The sequence below is a fragment of the Pseudomonas sp. MIL9 genome, from assembly GCF_016887925.1.
GTDB classification, from domain to species: Bacteria; Pseudomonadota; Gammaproteobacteria; order Pseudomonadales; family Pseudomonadaceae; genus Aquipseudomonas; species Aquipseudomonas mohnii.
The window spans coordinates 35732-51567 of the sequence record NZ_JAFEHE010000028.1 but is presented as its reverse complement, the minus strand read 5'-3'; the positions used below and the strand labels follow the sequence as shown (position 1 = coordinate 51567).

At 58.4% G+C, this 15836-nt stretch carries 15 protein-coding genes; 7 read left to right on the top strand and 8 right to left on the bottom strand.

What is annotated here, in order from left to right; translation table 11 throughout:
* Nucleotides 1-71 precede the first annotated feature (71 nt).
* Nucleotides 72-1121 (top strand): homoserine dehydrogenase, encoded by a 1050-nt coding sequence (locus tag JQF37_RS26070; protein WP_130211610.1) that lies wholly within the window; start codon nt 72-74, stop codon nt 1119-1121.
* A gap of 4 nt (nt 1122-1125) precedes the next feature.
* Entirely contained in the window at nt 1126-2538 is a 1413-nt protein-coding gene (locus JQF37_RS26065; RefSeq protein ID WP_130211611.1) for an aldehyde dehydrogenase family protein, read from the top strand.
* A gap of 112 nt (nt 2539-2650) precedes the next feature.
* Here JQF37_RS26065 and JQF37_RS26060 read toward each other — a convergent pair whose 3' ends face one another.
* The gene (locus JQF37_RS26060) at nt 2651-3085 is read right to left on the bottom strand and encodes a DUF2721 domain-containing protein (protein WP_189340536.1); all 435 of its coding nucleotides are present in this window, start codon (nt 3083-3085) and stop codon (nt 2651-2653) included.
* Nucleotides 3086-3152: 67 nt separating this feature from the next.
* Complete coding sequence (locus JQF37_RS26055) at nt 3153-5543, bottom strand: arylsulfatase (protein ID WP_204149850.1); 2391 nt, start codon at nt 5541-5543, stop codon at nt 3153-3155.
* 326 nt (nt 5544-5869) lie between these two features.
* On the opposite strand from JQF37_RS26055, the gene JQF37_RS26050 reads away from it, so the two are divergent.
* Nucleotides 5870-6985, top strand: a complete 1116-nt coding sequence (locus tag JQF37_RS26050) for a formylglycine-generating enzyme family protein (RefSeq protein ID WP_130211614.1) — start codon at nt 5870-5872, stop codon at nt 6983-6985.
* Nucleotides 6986-7116: 131 nt separating this feature from the next.
* On the opposite strand, the gene JQF37_RS26045 is transcribed toward JQF37_RS26050, so the two are convergent.
* The 4 genes from JQF37_RS26045 to JQF37_RS26030 all read right to left on the bottom strand — a co-directional run bounded on the left by JQF37_RS26045 (nt 7117) and on the right by JQF37_RS26030 (nt 10419).
* Nucleotides 7117-7359 (bottom strand): hypothetical protein, encoded by a 243-nt coding sequence (locus tag JQF37_RS26045; protein ID WP_130211615.1) that lies wholly within the window; start codon nt 7357-7359, stop codon nt 7117-7119.
* Nucleotides 7360-7625: 266 nt separating this feature from the next.
* A complete protein-coding gene (locus tag JQF37_RS26040; protein ID WP_130211616.1) occupies nt 7626-8003 on the bottom strand; it encodes a c-type cytochrome in 378 nt (125 codons plus the stop codon).
* Nucleotides 8004-8257: 254 nt separating this feature from the next.
* Nucleotides 8258-9157, bottom strand: coding sequence for an EamA family transporter (locus JQF37_RS26035; protein WP_204149849.1), 900 nt, complete (start codon nt 9155-9157; stop codon nt 8258-8260).
* A 182-nt stretch (nt 9158-9339) separates the two neighbouring features.
* The gene (locus tag JQF37_RS26030) at nt 9340-10419 is read right to left on the bottom strand and encodes an SDR family oxidoreductase (RefSeq protein WP_204149848.1); all 1080 of its coding nucleotides are present in this window, start codon (nt 10417-10419) and stop codon (nt 9340-9342) included.
* A 72-nt stretch (nt 10420-10491) separates the two neighbouring features.
* Between JQF37_RS26030 and JQF37_RS26025 the strand changes: the two genes are divergently transcribed.
* Nucleotides 10492-10881 carry a MerR family transcriptional regulator gene (locus JQF37_RS26025; RefSeq protein ID WP_204149847.1) on the top strand — a complete coding sequence of 130 codons (390 nt, stop codon included), beginning with the start codon at nt 10492-10494 and terminating at the stop codon, nt 10879-10881.
* A gap of 197 nt (nt 10882-11078) precedes the next feature.
* Nucleotides 11079-11657, top strand: coding sequence for a DUF4337 domain-containing protein (locus JQF37_RS26020; RefSeq protein WP_198131866.1), 579 nt, complete (start codon nt 11079-11081; stop codon nt 11655-11657).
* Between the two features lie 22 nt (nt 11658-11679).
* On the opposite strand, the gene JQF37_RS26015 is transcribed toward JQF37_RS26020, so the two are convergent.
* Nucleotides 11680-13275 carry a winged helix-turn-helix domain-containing protein gene (locus JQF37_RS26015; protein WP_204149852.1) on the bottom strand — a complete coding sequence of 532 codons (1596 nt, stop codon included), beginning with the start codon at nt 13273-13275 and terminating at the stop codon, nt 11680-11682.
* A 259-nt stretch (nt 13276-13534) separates the two neighbouring features.
* Between JQF37_RS26015 and JQF37_RS26010 the strand changes: the two genes are divergently transcribed.
* Together JQF37_RS26010 and JQF37_RS26005 are read left to right on the top strand one after the other, a co-directional pair.
* Nucleotides 13535-14296 (top strand): SDR family oxidoreductase, encoded by a 762-nt coding sequence (locus JQF37_RS26010; RefSeq protein ID WP_204149846.1) that lies wholly within the window; start codon nt 13535-13537, stop codon nt 14294-14296.
* Nucleotides 14297-14378: 82 nt separating this feature from the next.
* Nucleotides 14379-14792 carry a cupin domain-containing protein gene (locus JQF37_RS26005; protein WP_204149845.1) on the top strand — a complete coding sequence of 138 codons (414 nt, stop codon included), beginning with the start codon at nt 14379-14381 and terminating at the stop codon, nt 14790-14792.
* A gap of 84 nt (nt 14793-14876) precedes the next feature.
* On the opposite strand, the gene JQF37_RS26000 is transcribed toward JQF37_RS26005, so the two are convergent.
* Nucleotides 14877-15770 (bottom strand): LysR family transcriptional regulator, encoded by an 894-nt coding sequence (locus JQF37_RS26000; RefSeq protein WP_204149844.1) that lies wholly within the window; start codon nt 15768-15770, stop codon nt 14877-14879.
* Nucleotides 15771-15836: the final 66 nt, after the last annotated feature.

Here is a 15836-nt window from a genome sequence, read left to right as displayed (position 1 = left end):
TTTCACTGCCCTGGCCCGACCCCTAACCTAGTGCTCAACAACCCATCACCCGGATCAGGGGGCATAACAAAATGACTGAATACAAATTGGCGCTGGTTGGCTTTGGCGGTGTTAACCGGGCGTTGGCTCAGCTGATTGCCGAACGTAACGAACGGTGGAAAACCGAGCTGGGTTTCACCCTGAAAATTGTTGGCGTGACCGACCTTTTTCTCGGTTCGGTCGTTGGCCGTGAAGGATTGGACGCCGGCGTGCTGGCCCGATTGCCAGCCGCCAACGGTGCCTTGGCGCAGCTGGCGGGTGGTGAAGTCAACGCCCTCAATGAAGCGGTGATCAAGGATTCGGGAGCGGACATCATTGTTGAAGCCACCTTTACCAACCCGGTGGATGGTGAACCGGCGACTTCGTTCTGCCGTTGGGCGCTCGAGGGTGGCAAGCATGTCGTCACCACCAACAAGGGGCCCATTGCCTTGCACGGTAGCGAGCTCAAGGCACTGGCCCGACGCAACAACGTCGCCTTCGAATACGAAGGTTCGGTGATGAGTGGCACGCCAGTCATTCGCCTGGCCAGGCAGGCGCTGGCGGGCAGTTCCATGGTCGGTTTCGAGGGGATTCTCAACGGCACATCCAACTTCGTTCTCACCTCCATGGAAGGTGGTCTCGGGTTCGCGGAGGCCGTCGCCAAGGCGCAGGAACTGGGTTACGCCGAAGCCGACCCGACTGCCGATGTCGAGGGGCATGACGTGCGCCTCAAGGTGGTGATCCTGGCCAACGAACTGCTGGACGCCAGGCTCACGGTCAACGACGTTACCTGCAGCGGCATTTCGTCCCTCAGCCTTGGCGACATCGAACAGGCCCGGCAGGACGGCGCTCGCTGGAAGCTGATCGGTGCGGCCAAACGTCATGCCGATGGCTCGGTCAGCGCCAGTGTCGAACCACGTCTGTTGAGCAACGATCATCCGTTGGCCAGTGTCTGCGGCGCGACCAATGCCGTGTCTTTTACCACCGGGCTGCTTGGCGCCGTGACGGTTTCGGGGCCGGGAGCCGGTCGCACGGAAACAGCGTTCGCGTTGCTGTCGGACATCATCAGCATCCATCAATCCCGTGCACACAACCAGGAGTAAGCCTGTGAAACTATCGCGCCTGGCCCTGGATATCGTGGAGCCGCCCATTGAAGTCTTGAACCCCTTTGACGGCGCCGTCATTGGCAGCGTAACCAATGTCTGCGCATCGCAGGTTCCGCAATTGCTGGAGCGCGGGCGTCAGGGTGCCCGGGCTTGCGCCGCGCTGGCGCGTCATCGTCGGGCACGCATTCTCGAACAAGCGGCCATGAACATCGAGCGTGACGCCGGGGCGTTTGCCAGGCTGATCGTCGCCGAAGCCGGAAAGACCCTCAAACAGGCGGAAAAAGAGGTCAAGCGCTGCATCAACACCCTGAAGTTGTCGGCCGAGGAGGCCAAGCGCAATGCCGGCGAAGTGGTGCCTTTCGACGCGTATGAAGGCTCCGAATCGCGTCAGGGCTGGTTTTCTCGCGAGCCCTTGGGCCTGATCGTTGCGATCACGCCGTACAACGATCCGTTGAATCTGGTGGCACACAAACTCGGTCCGGCCATCGCGGGCGGTAATGCGGTGATTCTCAAGCCGTCGGAGCTCGCGCCGTTGTCGGCCATCAAGCTGGTGTCCTGTCTGGTCGCGGCAGGTTTGCCGGAAACAGTGGTGACAGTCGCCACCGGCGGTGCGGAACTGGGCAAGGCGTTGGTCGCCTCCCGTGAAGTGCGGATGATTTCCTTCACCGGCGGCTTTGTCACCGGGGAGCAGATCGCCCGCACGGCCGGCTTGAAGAAACTGGCCATGGACCTGGGCGGCAATGCGCCGGTGATCGTCATGGGTGATTGCGACCTTGAAGCCGCCGTCGAGAGTTGCCTGTCCGGCGCCTTCTGGGCGGCGGGGCAGAATTGCGTAGGCACTCAGCGCTTGCTGATTCAGGCATCGATTTATGAAGCCTTCCGGGAGCGTTTCGTCAGCCAGGCCCGAGCGCTTGTAACCGGCGACCCGATGCTGGCCGATACCGATATCGGGCCGATGATTACGGCGCAAGCGGCACAGAATGCCGAGCAAGTCGTGAATGAGGCGTTGCAAGCGGGCGCGACTTTACTGTGCGGTCATCGACGCCAGGGATCGTGCTACGCGGCGACTGTACTGGAAAACGTCGACCATTCCAGTCGACTCTGGCGCAATGAAGTGTTCGCTCCGGTGGTGGTCTTGCAGTGCTTTGAATCGTTCGACGAAGCCATCGATCTGGCCAACGAACCCGAATACAGCTTGCATGCGGGGATCTTCACCAATGACCTGGCGACGGCGATGAGCGCCGCACGGAGGATCGAAGCCGGAGGGGTGATGATCAATGACTCTTCCGACTACCGCTTCGATGCGATGCCGTTTGGCGGTTCGAAGTACGGCAGCCTGGGGAGGGAAGGGGTGCGTTTTGCCTATGAGGAAATGACCCAGCCCAAGGTGGTGTGCTTGAACACATTAGGGTAGGTGATTCACGAAGGTCTGGTCAGGTCGTATTGCGTTGGGCAGGTTTGGTCACCTGCCCAACGCGTTTTGCTGTATCGATCTTTGAGGACCTGGCAGGTGACATTTGAATCGGCTAAAGGTGTTCATCCGCCGAACTGACACTGGTTTTTGCCTCTTGGGCGAATCGATACAGACCCACACCGAGGAAGTAGGTGGCAACGACGAACAGTAGACCGGCACCATAGGCGTACTTGAAGCCGATGAACTCGGTCAAGAAGATGATGGCGAGCAGCAAGGTGGCGCACAGTCCGCCACGTAAAGATGACAGGATGCCGGCGTTCAACAATTCAGCCCGCCGCCGCAATCGCTCCAGATCGGCCTTGAGGTGCGCACGCCTCAGATCGTCTTCGGGGATCGCATTGAGTACCCGTGTACGTTCAATGACAGCTGATAACCTCGAAGTCATTAACGAGACGAACGCCGCTATTGCACCGAGGAAAAACGTAGGGGCAGTGGCTTGTGCAAAGATGTGCGACAACCGCACGGCGTCAGGGATGAATTCGTTCAATTGAGGGGCCCCCCAGGTTCGTCGGCGCACGTGCAACCTGAATCACCCCGTATATTGAATTCATGCCTTACTCTTTGCCGCTCTCAATGGCTTGCCGGGCCTGCTTCAGTTTCTCGATATCGGCCTGGCTCAGCTCGGGGCGGTCAATCTTCAGCGTCAGTCTGTTCAGCTTGCCGGTGAAAGTGAAGGGCGGCATATAGTCAGCGTCGTTGACCCCGGTGAGGGTGTCAGATCCGATATCCAGGCTTTCATCCCAGGCCAGGGTGAAGGGAAGACTGTGCTCCATTTTGTGTTGGTCCACCACCTTGCCATCCACCTTGAGCGTGCCCATGCCGCCGAGACCGACGCCCGAAAAACTGTTGAACGCCAGCGTTGCAGCGCCAAGGCCGTCATACTTGAAGTCGAACTCCAGCACATGTTTGCCCGGTGTGAGCGCGTCGGCGCCCGCCCAGCGTACCCGCTCCAGATCGATCAGGTTCCACAGGAACACCGGTTTGCTCTTGAGCAGGTAGAAGCCATAGCCAGCGAAACGTCCGCCCTGGGTGATCAACATGCCTTCGGCACCGTTATCGCCAACTTCCACCTCGGCTGTGAAGGCGTAGGAGGTATTCAGCACGCTCGGCGCATCACCATTGGGTGTGCCCGTCAGAGGATGTGCCCAGGTGAACACGTTGCGCCCGGCCGTAATGCTCGGCCTTGGCGATATCATCCGCGGCAGCACTGAAGTGTCGAGCGGCAGTACCTGATATTTGCGGGCTTCATCCATGAACATGGCCTGCAGTTGCTTCAGTTTCTCCGGGTTCTGCAACGCCAGATCGGTGGACTGTGAGTAGTCCTCGTTCAGGTTGTACAGCTCCCATTGCATCTGCATGGGATCGGAGGCTTTGGCGGTCATATTCCAGGGTGCCCGCACCACTTTGGTACTGGCCATCCAGCCGTCGTGGTAGAGCGCGTGGTCGCCGAGCATTTCGAAGTATTGAGTCTTGTGGGCAGAGGGCGTCTGGGCGTTTGCCTTGTCGAAGGTGTAAAGCAGGCTGTTGCCTTCGATGGGCTTCTGGGCAATCCCATCGACCCTGTTCGGCGCACTGATGCCGGTAGCCTCCAGGATGGTTGGCACAACGTCGATGACGTGGTGGAACTGGGTACGGATGCCACCCTTGTCAGTGATCCGCGCGGGCCAGGAAATGGCCATGCCCTGACGCACGCCACCCAGGTGCGAAGCGATCTGCTTGACCCATGTAAAGGGCACATCAAAGGCCCAGGCCCAACCAGCCGCCATGTGGTTGTAGGTCTGGTCGCTGCCCCAGGCGTCATAGTATTTCTTCAGTTGCAACTCGACCGGTATTTGCACGCCGTTGAACATGGCGACTTCATTAGGTGTGCCGAACATCTGCCCTTCAGCGCTGGTGCCATTGTCGCCGGTGATATAGATGATCAGGGTGTTGTCCAGTTTGCCCATGTCCTCGATGGACTGGATCACGCGGCCGATCTCGTGGTCGGTATAGGCCTCGTAAGCGGCGAACACCTCGACCTGGCGGATATACAGCTTCTTCTGGTCGGCGCTCAGGCTGTCCCAGGCGGGCAACAGATCGTTGGGCCAAGGGGTCAGTCTGGTATCCGGCGGAATCACACCGAGCTTTTTCTGGTTGGCAAAGATGGTCTCGCGCAGCTGGTTCCAGCCGCCATCGAAGAGGTGCATGTCGCTGATCTTCTTGATCCACTCCTGCGTAGCGTTATGGGGCGCGTGGGTGCCGCCGGGTGCGTAGTAGACAAAGAATGGACGGTCCGGGGTCAGGGCGTTCATGCGCTGCATGTAGTCGATCGCATCGTCGGCCATTGCCGTGGTCAGGTTCCAGCCAGGCTTGCCCTCGAATGGATAGATTTGGGTGGTATTGCGAAACAGGTTGGGCTGCCACTGATTGGTATCGCCACCGATAAAGCCATAGAAGTACTCAAAACCCATGCCGGTTGGCCATTGACCGAAGGGCCCGGCCTGGCTGGCCTGGAAGGCGGGGGTGTTGTGATCCTTGCCGAACCAGGAGGTGTGGTAACCGTTATCTTGCAAAATGCGGCCGATCGTCGAGGTGTTTTTTTCGATGATGCTGTCATAGCCGGGATAACCGGTGGCCGTTTCGGAAACAGTCCCGAAACCGACTGAGTGGTGGTTGCGTCCGGTAATGAGTGCCGCGCGGGTCGGTGAGCACAGCGCGGTGGAGTTGAATTGGGTGTAGCGCAGGCCGCTGGCAGCAATGCGATCCATGGCTGGCGTCGGGATCACCCCGCCAAAGGTGCTGGATACCCCGTAGCCGGCGTCATCGGTGATGATCAGCAGCACATTCGGCGCGCCCTTGGGCGGCACGATGGTCGCTGGCCAGTAGGGTTTGGAGCTTTGCGCAATGTCCGTGATCGTGCCCGCGAACGGTACGTCGGGCGCCGGCAGCTGGTCTCCGGAAATCACTCGAGTGGAGCTGGTTCCGCCAGGGGGACCATCGAATTGATCCGCCTGAGGGTTATGGGTGTCGATCCCGAGGATAAGGCATAGCAGCAGGAGGCAGGCCGTTCGCCTTGCGGGGGCTGAGCACAGAGGGTTCATCATTGGGCTCCTGTAGGGAACACAGTGCTGCAAGTCGGTGGTCGCTCGGGTAAGAAGCGTGGGCAGTTAAAAGTGGGCCGTGTTTGTTTTGCGGTTGTTGATTTTTATCAACTCAATCAATTTTTCCAGGTGTGCTCAGTCAACCATCCGCCGCACAATCCTTGCAGTTCGGGAAACCCGGGAATGCATCGATGCAGATCAAGAACAGACGCTGGGGCATTGCCATCGCAGCCGTCGGACTCTTGTCCGTCGGCGTGGCGTTTGCGGTTTATCAGCACATGCGTGATCCATCGCCGATGACCCTGGGCGATGGAAAAAATGGCCCTCGGGAGATGGTCTGGATGCCTGCCGGTGAATTCTTGATGGGCAGCGACAGCAAGAAGGCGAAGCCCAGCGAGGGGCCAGCCCACAAGGTCAGGGTCGATGGTTTCTGGATTGATCGCCATGATGTCACTAATGCCGATTTCGCCCGTTTCATCGCGCAAACGCACTACATCACCACGGCCGAACGCAAGCCTGTATGGGACGATTTGAAAGTACAGCTACCCGCGAGTACTCCAGAGCCAGACGACAGTGTGATGGTACCTGGCGCAATGGTTTTCACCGGTAGCGACCGACCCATCCCGCTGGATGATTTCAGCCAGTGGTGGGCATTTGTACCCGGGGCGAACTGGCGTCATCCGTTGGGCCCGGACAGCACCATCGAGGGCAAGGAAAACCACCCGGTCGTCCAGGTTTCTTATGAAGATGCAAAGGCTTACGCACAGTGGGCACATAAACGTCTGCTGACCGAGGCTGAATGGGAATACGCGGCAAGAGGCGGACTGGAACAAGCGGAGTACGCATGGGGCAATGATTTCACGCCGGGAGGCCAAAAAATGGCCAACACCTGGGATGAGGTACAACCGTTTCCAGTGACCGGCTCAAGCAATAAATTCAAGATCGGCACCAAACCGGTAGGCAGCTACAAATCCAATGCCTATGGGCTGTACGACATGTCCGGGAACGTTTGGCAGTGGGTCGCCGACTGGTATCGTTCCGATGCATTTGAAGTTGAACTCAAACGACGATCGGCGGATGAAGTGGCGCTTAATCCAGCGGGGCCGGCCGAAAGCTATGACCCCGCTCTCGGGCCCACGGCCCATGCACCGCAGCGTGTGGTTCGGGGTGGATCATTTCTCTGTAGCGACAGTTACTGCACGAGCTTTCGCACCAGTGCCCGGCAGGGTGCGGATCCTGTGAACGCCATGTCTCATCTCGGGTTTCGCCTGGCGATGAGCAATGATCAGTGGAGAAAGATCCACTGAATAAGTTGCTCCAGACGAAGCGGTGGCGGGTCCGATCGGTAGCTTCTGGCTGTTTGCTGCCTGACACGAAGTGCTGATCGACCCAGAGCGGACGTCGAGGGTGAGCTTCTGAGAATGGTCGCTAAGACGATTTACGCGGCAAAAGTAAGCACTCTTGCCTCTTGAGTATCCGCTATGAACGCATTGACTTGCTCTTGCGGATGCGGGGAAAGTTCTGGGTATTCATCTGCAAGGTATTCGATGACCGTATCTTCTTCCCAAGGGCCGAGCGATGTCATGTAGTCAGGGTACTGATTTTGAATTTCTCTCCATGATTGGTAAGGATGCTTGGAGAGCAACATGACCGTTCGGGTGTAGATAATATGAATCTGCACGAATCTATTTCCGTATGTTGACGTCTGGGACACCGCCAGGCGAGTTTAAATCCTTTTCAAGATTGCCTTCCTGTTGGCAGCTTCTGCCTGAAGAAAAGTGGTGGGCTGGACGTCCGCTTCTGGCCGCTTTCTGCCTGTCGCGGTGCCGCTGAGGGACTCTGCATTAACACCGTGAACACCAGGACAACATCCGGCCACAGCCAGTAAACTACGGGCCGGAGCTGGATCAGGGAAAGGTGTTAGCACAGGACCAGGCACTTCAAAGGTCATCGATTTTGTGAAATCACACCACCCATGTATTGATTTAAATCGCGCAAATCCTTAACGCTCCATGAGTGCGGCGATAGCTTTACTCCATTCTCACGCAAGGTTCTTGGAATTAAGTCGCCATTTGGGCGAAGTATTATCGAAGATACAATCACGCCCGGATAATCAGTTAATCGTTTTTTGAAAGCGGACGTTGTTAGATCGGGTGTAGACGGATTGCTTTTATTAGCCAGCGGTCCTGTTGCTTTGAGATCCATTCCGTGGCACATGCTGCATCGCTGTAGATAGAGATTTTTTCCATTAGCATTATCCGCGAAGGATAGTGATGTTTGAGTCAGCGATAAAATTCCTAGCGAAGCGATGAATAATATTTTCATTGTTTTTATCTTCCTTGATGGGGTCAGCGTCGATTGGACGCGATTTGGAGCGCGGCAAAGATATCAGCCATCGCGTCGGCACACACGGTCATTCCTGATGCCCGTTAAATCAACACGTTTTCCCGGCGCATCCCGGTGACCATTCTTGGCCGATTTCTTCCTGTCACGATGGGCAGAAATCGGCCAGGAGCAGTCTGCCGCTCAAAACACTTAAAAACCACTGATTGTTAAAGTAATCAGGATCCGAAAATAGCTCACTCGGTCGAAGTGACGGATGCTTTGCTGCCCAAGCGGATCAGTTCATTGGAGAAACACAGGCCGACGATGATCAGTGCCGCTCCCGCGTACAGGCTTTCGCGCGGTACTTCATTGAGCGCCACAAACGCCAGCAGTGCGGCGAACAGTGGCTCGGTCAGCTCCAGCGCTTGCACTTGGGATGGCTTGAGATACTCGATGGCCTTGGTGGTGCAGAAGAAGCCCAGGATTGTCGGCAGCGTGGCCAGCGCCAGCAGCGCGGCGATCGCCAGCGGCGACAGCTCGCCCATCGCGAAACCATCGGCCGCAGCCGGCATCAGCAGGTACAGGCTGCCAAAGAACAACAATTGTCGGGTGAAGTGCAGCCCCCCCGACACACCCATTCGCTTCATGGCAACCGAAAAGGCCCCATAGCCGCAGCCGGCCATGCAGGCGAGCGCAGCACCTTGCAGGGTAAAGCCCTGCTGCAGGTCGCCGCCGAAGATCACCGAGATCCCGGCGATAGCCAGTGCGGCGCCAACGGTGGCGTTCGCGGTGATGGCATCCTTGAGGAAAATGCGCCCCAGAAGGATCGAGGAAATTGAGGCACTGGCCATCAGCACCACCACCACACCTGCCGCGGCGTAGTGTCGATAGGCGGACGTTTCGAAATGGAACAGCACAAAGATGCCAAGGAATGCGCAGATAGCCGCCTGAGTCCATTTGGTCGACGTCGCCGGGCGCTTGAGGAAAAACAGTAAGATCGAGAGAAGCACGCAACCCAGTACGGTCTTGATGACAGCGACACTGCTGGCGGTGAAACCATTGCTCATGAGTACTTTGCTGAGTACACCGATCGTTGCGTTCAGTGCCGCAGCGGAGAGTGCAAATATGACGCCTTTGCTGAAAGTAGATTGCATGGATGACGATCCCTGTCGCTGAATTGTCGTTCGATAGAATGCCGCCCTGCATCGACGGCGCAAAGTTTGAGGATACGAAGATCCCGCCAATCCCGGTATTTATTCCGGCATGAATCTGCATGACTTACCTTAGGTAAGTCCAATTAAATCTAGGCTAACGGCTTTGTCGCCCCCAAGAAGGGTCAGCAGGCCTTGCCCTTCGCCATGCAATACGAGTTGACGAACATTGCAGTGTGCTGCAAAGACTGGCGTATATCCGGTTTGGCTATTCCATGCCTGTTGGCAAATTGCTCGACCGCCGCTGTATCAAAACGAGTGGTCTGGATAAAGTCCAAGGCTTCGGGTTTTGAATTCAAAAAACGCGCGACGGGAGGAATACTCAGTAGCAACTTCAGAAAACGCAGCGAAATGTAATGCTTGGGAGACTTTAAGCCCAAAGGTTGCGCCACCTGTACCAGGAGTTCTCGCAAGTTGGGAGTCTGGTCATCTAGCGCCAGCAGTTCCTGACCCACCATGGCAGGATCAAAGGCACAAACCGCCATCAGTTCAACCAGGTGATCCACGGTAACCAGCGGTAGCCAGTGCTCGGCGGTACCGGGCACGGCAGTCAGCTTTCCCTGTGCAAGGTTGCGTATCAGCTCCACCAGCGGCTGACCGTCAAGGATATGCCCGGTGCGGCTGTGGCCACAAACCGTCGCGGGGTGGACAACGGTCATCTCCCCGCCCTTGGCGGCCATGACCTCCAGGGTCGCAAAATGCGCCTCCAGCTTGCTCCCCTCGTAACCACCGACATGCCGGTAGACGGCGGGCCAATTCGTCAGCTCCGGATAACGAGGATCAATCCCGATGCGTTGCAGATGTTCATGATTTTTCAGCATGTAGCCGCCGATCATCACTAACCGGCTTTTTTGCTCAGCCGCCAACAGCGCCACGCGCTTTGCCCCTTCTACATTCACCGCACGAGAATGCTCCACTGAAAGCCCCCAGGCGAAGTGGGCGCCCAGGTGGAATATGACGCTGGCGTGCCTTAGCACTGCTCGGTCAGCAAGACTGAGCCCGAGGTTGTCCCGTTCCAGATCGCCAGCGACGGCAAATACCCGGGTTGCATTCCCTCCCAAATTGTCGACTTGCTCCCGCAGTGTAGCCAGTCGCTCTGGGCGACGCATCAACACCCGAATGGTGTGACCTTTTGCACTCAGGTGCGCCACCAAATGTTGACCGATGAAGCCGGTACCCCCCGTGACAAAGCACTCCACGCTCATTTCCTGCTCCTGGTTAAGGTGAGAAATCAAGCGTAAACTATCGACCCAACTCTATAGTCAAGCGGTGTTTTCATGAAAATCGGCGAACTCGAGGCCCGCAGCGGTGCCAGCCGCCATACGCTGCGTTACTACGAGCAAATCGGCCTGATCTCAGCGCTGCGGGGAACTAACAACTATCGCGTTTACACAGCGCAAACTCTGCAGGATCTGGTCTTTATCCAGCGCGCGCAAAGCATGGGGTTTTCCCTGGGGGAAATAGGCGAGATTCTGGATGCGCAGCGCAACAAGCTGATCGATTGTGCTGACGGCGCTAAGTTAATTGAAAAGAAGATGGCAGAAATCAAAAAGAAAATCGCCGACTTCCAAAGCATTTATCGGTATCTGGATGAAGAGCGTGCAAACCTCGAAGCCAGTGCTGCCAAGCAACTTGAGCTTCAGCAGCTGAATAACTCTTCCAACTGAACTATCAGCATCCGGGAAGCGGAAGCTGCAGCCTGCTTCCGGTTTCAAGCCCGTCGCTTACGCATTTTCTAAAACCTTCTGGCCAGACCCCGGACAGTAAGCGTCCGCCCGAAAGCCCCTCGCTGGATCTACTAGACACATGATGTCTGCTTTAGACTGCCTGTCCACCGCCACTCACTCCTCCTAGATCGACACCCATGCCTGAAGAGTTCGAAGTTCCCAGTCCACACGAGCAGCATATCGAGCACGCCACCCATCATGCGCACGTACAAGGCGACGGCTTTGCCAGCAAGATTGCGGTGATGACGGCGATCATGGCGACCGTCGGCGCCATGATGAGTTATCAGGCCGGCTCAACGGAGAGTGAGGCGGCCATGGACAAAAACAACGCCGCCATCCAGAAGACCGAAGCCGCCAACGAGTGGAATTACTACCAGGCCAAGTCCAGCCGGCAGAACCTGTCGGAGCTGGCGAGCCATCTCCCAGGGCTGGATTCCGCCCACTACGCCGCTGAGGCGCGGCGCTACGGGGAGCAGAAAGAGGAGGCGCGCAAGAAGGCCGAAGCGCTCGAGCAAGGGGCGCGCGAGTGGGACGAAAAGTCAGAGCGGGTGCTGCATCAGCATCATCGCTGGGCCCAGGCGATGACGGCAATCCAGATCGCCATTTCGCTGGCGGCCATTACCTTGCTGACGCGCAAGGAATGGCTCAAGCGGGTCTCGTTTGGGGCCGCCGGTGTTGGCGTCATGTTGGGTTCACTGGCCTGGCTGCACCTCTAAGCGCGGCCTGAATGTTCCACGGTCATTCAGGCAAACCGGCCAACCGCAGTCCATCGACGAAGCGCGCGAAATCTTCGGGTCGCTGGATCGGCAGCCAGTCTTTCAGGTTGCCGAGGCGCAAAGCGGGATCCAGCTCCCGGAGACGCTGCATCGCCAGCCTCGCTTTATCCATTCGTCCGCTGAGGGCATGACTGGCCGCGATCACTGCCACCGGGGGCAGGAAACCGGGCAGGTTGCCCAGCGCCTTTTCCGCCCATTGCGTCGCGAGATCGAAGCGTCCGGTGAAAAAATGCGCGAGCGCCATTCCGATCTGCATCCTGAACATTTCCGGATCCAGCGGACTCAAGCGAACGGCATGGGCCAGATGCTCGATGGCGGCGTCCGTTTCACCGCGCAGTGCACGCAGGATGCCGCCCAGGAACCAGGCGGGGGCGAGGTTGGGATTGAGCAGGCGTGCCCTGTCGAGCAAGGCAATGCCGCCGTCCACATCACCAGTGAGATGGCCCAATGCATGTCCACCTCGGGTCAACGCGACCGCATCATCCCGGCCAAGCGTCACCGCCAGACGCGCAAGCCGTATGCCCTCGGCGATCTCTTGCGTCCGATCAGTCATCCAGCCGTTGATCTTGCGCCAGAAGTGGCACCAGGCTGCCATGCCATAGGCCGATGCAAATTCCGGATCGAGCTCGATGGCCTTGTAGAACAGCGGCAACGCCTCATCGAGGGCTTCCCGGGTGCCGTTGTGCAGTTTTGCCATTGCGCGCAGATAGTAGTCGTAGGCGTCCAGGCTTTCCGTCGGTTTGCGCTTGGCGCGTTCGATTTCTGCCCGTTCCAGTTGCGGCGCGATGGCGCCGACGACGCTTTCGGTGATTTGGTCCTGTAGCTCGAAGAGGTCGTTGAGCGTGCCTTCGAAGCGTTCTGCCCAGATATGCGTCCCGCTCGTCGCGTCGATGAGTTGCCCGGTGATGCGCACTTTTTCCCCGCACTTGCGCACGCTGCCTTCCAGCAGGTAGCGAACGCCCAGCGCCTGGCTGACGCCCTTGGCATCCACTGTCCGCCCCTTGTAGGTGAAGCTTGAATTGCGCGCGATGACGAACAGCCAGCGGATACGCGACAGGGCCGCGATCAGATCTTCCACGATGCCGTCGGCGAAATACTCCTGCTCCGGATCGCCGCTCAAATTCTGGAAGGGCAAGACGGTAATCGAGGGTTTGTCCGGGAGGAGCAAGGAGGGGGGCATTGCTTTCGGCGCTGTGGCCGAGTGCTCATCGATGACCGTCAGTTGCGGCTGCTGCGTTTCGCCGTTCCCGCTGACCTTGATCTGGCCGACGAAGCGGTAGCCCTTGCGGGCAACGGTGCGCACCAGGCGCTGTTCCTCACCGGTATCGCCAATGGCCTTGCGCACTGCATTGATGTGGCTGGTGATCGTCGATTCCGAGACGATCCGGCCGTTCCACACCGCCTGGAGCAGATCGTCCTTGCTCATGACGCGATCAGGGTTGTTGACGAACAGCAGCAACAGATCGAAAACCTGCGGCCCGACGGCCACGACTTGCCCGCGCAAGGTCAGTTCCCGGCGCTCCTCATCGAGCAGGTAGTCTTCAAACACGAATGGCAAGGTGAGGATCCTCTGGCAAAGCGCCCTCAACTCCGTGTCCCAGGCGACTGACGATTGGTATTGGGGATTGATGATACGGCAGCCCCAAAGCCGCCGCACCGTCGGCGGCAGAGACGACGTCCGGCATCGATGTCCTTGGACGTAAAACCAAGCTTTCGTGGAGGGAAAATCACGGCAGGCACAAGGACTTCGTAGGCGCGCGCAGGCAATCTCCCCTTACACCGACGCAATGCTTGCCGTCGACACGTGGAGAACGCCCATGAAAATCGTCGTCATCGGAGGCTCCGGCCTCATCGGATCAAAACTTGTGAAGAACCTGCGCGAGCGTGGCCATGACGTGCTCGCAGCCAGCCCCAGCACGGGCGTCAACAGCATCACCCGCGAGGGCCTGGCCCAGGCGATGGATGGTGCCGACATCGTCGTCGACGTGGCGAACGCGCCGTCGTGGGAGGACCAGGCCGTCCTCGAGTTTTTCGAAACTTCCAGCCGTAACCTGCTGGCCGCTGAAGCGGCCGCCGGTGTTCGGCATCACGTTGCGCTGTCGATTGTCGGGACCGAACGGCTGCCCGAGAACGGCTATTTCCGGGCCAAGGTTGCCCAGGAAAGCCTTATCAAGGCTTCCGGCATTCCTTACTCCATTTTGCGTGCCACGCAGTTCTTCGAATTCGTCGGCGGCATCGCCGATTCGTTTACCGTCGGCGAAGAACTTCATGTATCGCCAGCGCTGATCCAGCCGTTGGCGTCCGACGACGTGGTGGCGGCACTCACCGATGTAGTGCTGGCAGCGCCGCTCAATGGCACGGTCGAAGTCGCGGGGCCCGAGGCCATGCCGATTGACGAGCTGGTCAGGCGCTTTCTGCGGGCCACTCGGGATACTCGCCGGGTCGTACCGGACGTGCACGCGCGCTACTACGGCGCCGTGCTCGACGATCAATCACTGACCCCCGGCCAGCATCCGCGCCTGGGCGCGATCCGTTTTGAAGACTGGCTCACCCGGTCAATGGCCGAAGCCGGTCGCTGAAGCCACCAGCGGCCCCTCAGGAAGGCGTCGCCCCGGTCATGGGGCGCGCCGTCATCACACTTACCCTCGAAGGAGTATTGCCATGGTTACCCGATATCTATTGGCTGCGGCTTTCGCAGCACTGTCGATCGGCACAGCGTCGGCCGCCGAGCCGCCCCCCGGCAAGGTGACCGTCGTGTTTGACCGTCCCATTCCCAACATCCCCGGCAAGAGCATGAAGGGTGTGGTCGTCGAGTATGGGCCGGGCGCTGCGTCGCCATCCCACACCCATCCGAAAACGGCCTTCATCTATGCAACGGTGCTGGAGGGTGCGTTTCGCATCAAAGTCAAAGGCCAGCCGGAAAAGATCTACCACGTCGGCGAAAACTTCGTAGAAGAGCCGGGTTCCGTACACGAAGTCAGTGCCAACGCCAGCGACACCGAACCGGCACGCCTGTTGGCCGTGTTCGTCCTCGACACTGGCGAAAAGACGCTCGTCACCCCCATCAAAAAGTGAGCCGATCAACCCGCTGATAAAGGCTCGACAGCTGGGCGGCAGGCCTCTGCTCTATCCATGTACTGAACCGGGGCTTTTCCGCCTTTAGACGCCCTCGCGCAGCGCATTGGAAACAAGCGAAAACGCCGGAGAGGGTTGCCGTCGGCTGGGGTAGTACAAATAGTATCCAGCGAACGGGGGGCACCAGTCTTCCAGTACCCGCATCAGCCTGCCTTCCTGAAGATGTGGTGAAAATTCCTCTTCGGGCAGGTAGGCAATGCCCAGTCCCGCCAGCGCCGCCTCCACGATGTGGACGGAGGTGTTGAACGTCAGTTGTCCGTTTACGCGCACGTTCAATTGCTTGCCGCGCCGCTCAAAGTCCCATACGTAAAGCCCGCCGGAGGTCTGCATGCGCTGGTTGATACAGTTATGGTCCATCAAGTCCCGTGGGTTTTTCGGAATGGCACGGGTGGCAAAGTAGGCGGGTGTGGCAACGACAGCCATTCGTAACGGTGGCCCGATGGGCACGGCAATCATGTCCTTGTCGATGGTGTCGCCCAACCGGACCCCGGCATCAAAACGATCAGCCACGATGTCCCTGAATCCGTAATCGACATCGAACTCGACCCTGATATCCGGGTATTGGTGCAGCAATGGAGTGAGCTTGGGCAGCAGGGTTTTGCGCAGGACGTGATCGCCGCAGGTGATTCGTACCAGGCCGGCTGGCTTGTCGCGCAGTTCTGTCAGTACATCCAGTTCCGCTTCGATTTCATCGAAGCGGTGGCCGATGGCCTGCAACAACCGCTCGCCAGCGACCGTAGGCGAGACGCTGCGCGTGGTACGTGTCAGTAACCTGATCTGAAGGCGCGCTTCCAGGCCGCTGATCGCCTGACTCAGGGCAGATTGGGTAACACCCAGCAGCGAGGCGGCGCGGGTGAAACTCCCTTCTCGCGCCACGGTGACAAAGGACAGTAAATCGTTGAGGTTCCTTCTGACCATATCGCCACTGCCCTTGAGTTCATTGATTAGTTGTACTTATAGCCTTATTAAGTATTCATTAGCTAG

Excerpts from the sequence above, each read along its gene's own strand:
- JQF37_RS26035 (WP_204149849.1), bottom strand. The coding sequence starts at position 9,157 with ATGCAATCTACTTTCAGCAAAGGCGTCATATTTGCACTCTCCGCTGCG.
- JQF37_RS26050 (WP_130211614.1), top strand. The coding sequence starts at position 5,870 with ATGCAGATCAAGAACAGACGCTGGGGCATTGCCATCGCAGCCGTCGGA.
- JQF37_RS26040 (WP_130211616.1), bottom strand. The coding sequence starts at position 8,003 with ATGAAAATATTATTCATCGCTTCGCTAGGAATTTTATCGCTGACTCAA.
- JQF37_RS26005 (WP_204149845.1), top strand. The coding sequence starts at position 14,379 with ATGGTTACCCGATATCTATTGGCTGCGGCTTTCGCAGCACTGTCGATC.
- JQF37_RS26070 (WP_130211610.1), top strand. The coding sequence starts at position 72 with ATGACTGAATACAAATTGGCGCTGGTTGGCTTTGGCGGTGTTAACCGG.
- JQF37_RS26020 (WP_198131866.1), top strand. The coding sequence starts at position 11,079 with ATGCCTGAAGAGTTCGAAGTTCCCAGTCCACACGAGCAGCATATCGAG.
- JQF37_RS26000 (WP_204149844.1), bottom strand. The coding sequence starts at position 15,770 with ATGGTCAGAAGGAACCTCAACGATTTACTGTCCTTTGTCACCGTGGCG.
- JQF37_RS26010 (WP_204149846.1), top strand. The coding sequence starts at position 13,535 with ATGAAAATCGTCGTCATCGGAGGCTCCGGCCTCATCGGATCAAAACTT.
- JQF37_RS26030 (WP_204149848.1), bottom strand. The coding sequence starts at position 10,419 with ATGAGCGTGGAGTGCTTTGTCACGGGGGGTACCGGCTTCATCGGTCAA.
- JQF37_RS26025 (WP_204149847.1), top strand. The coding sequence starts at position 10,492 with ATGAAAATCGGCGAACTCGAGGCCCGCAGCGGTGCCAGCCGCCATACG.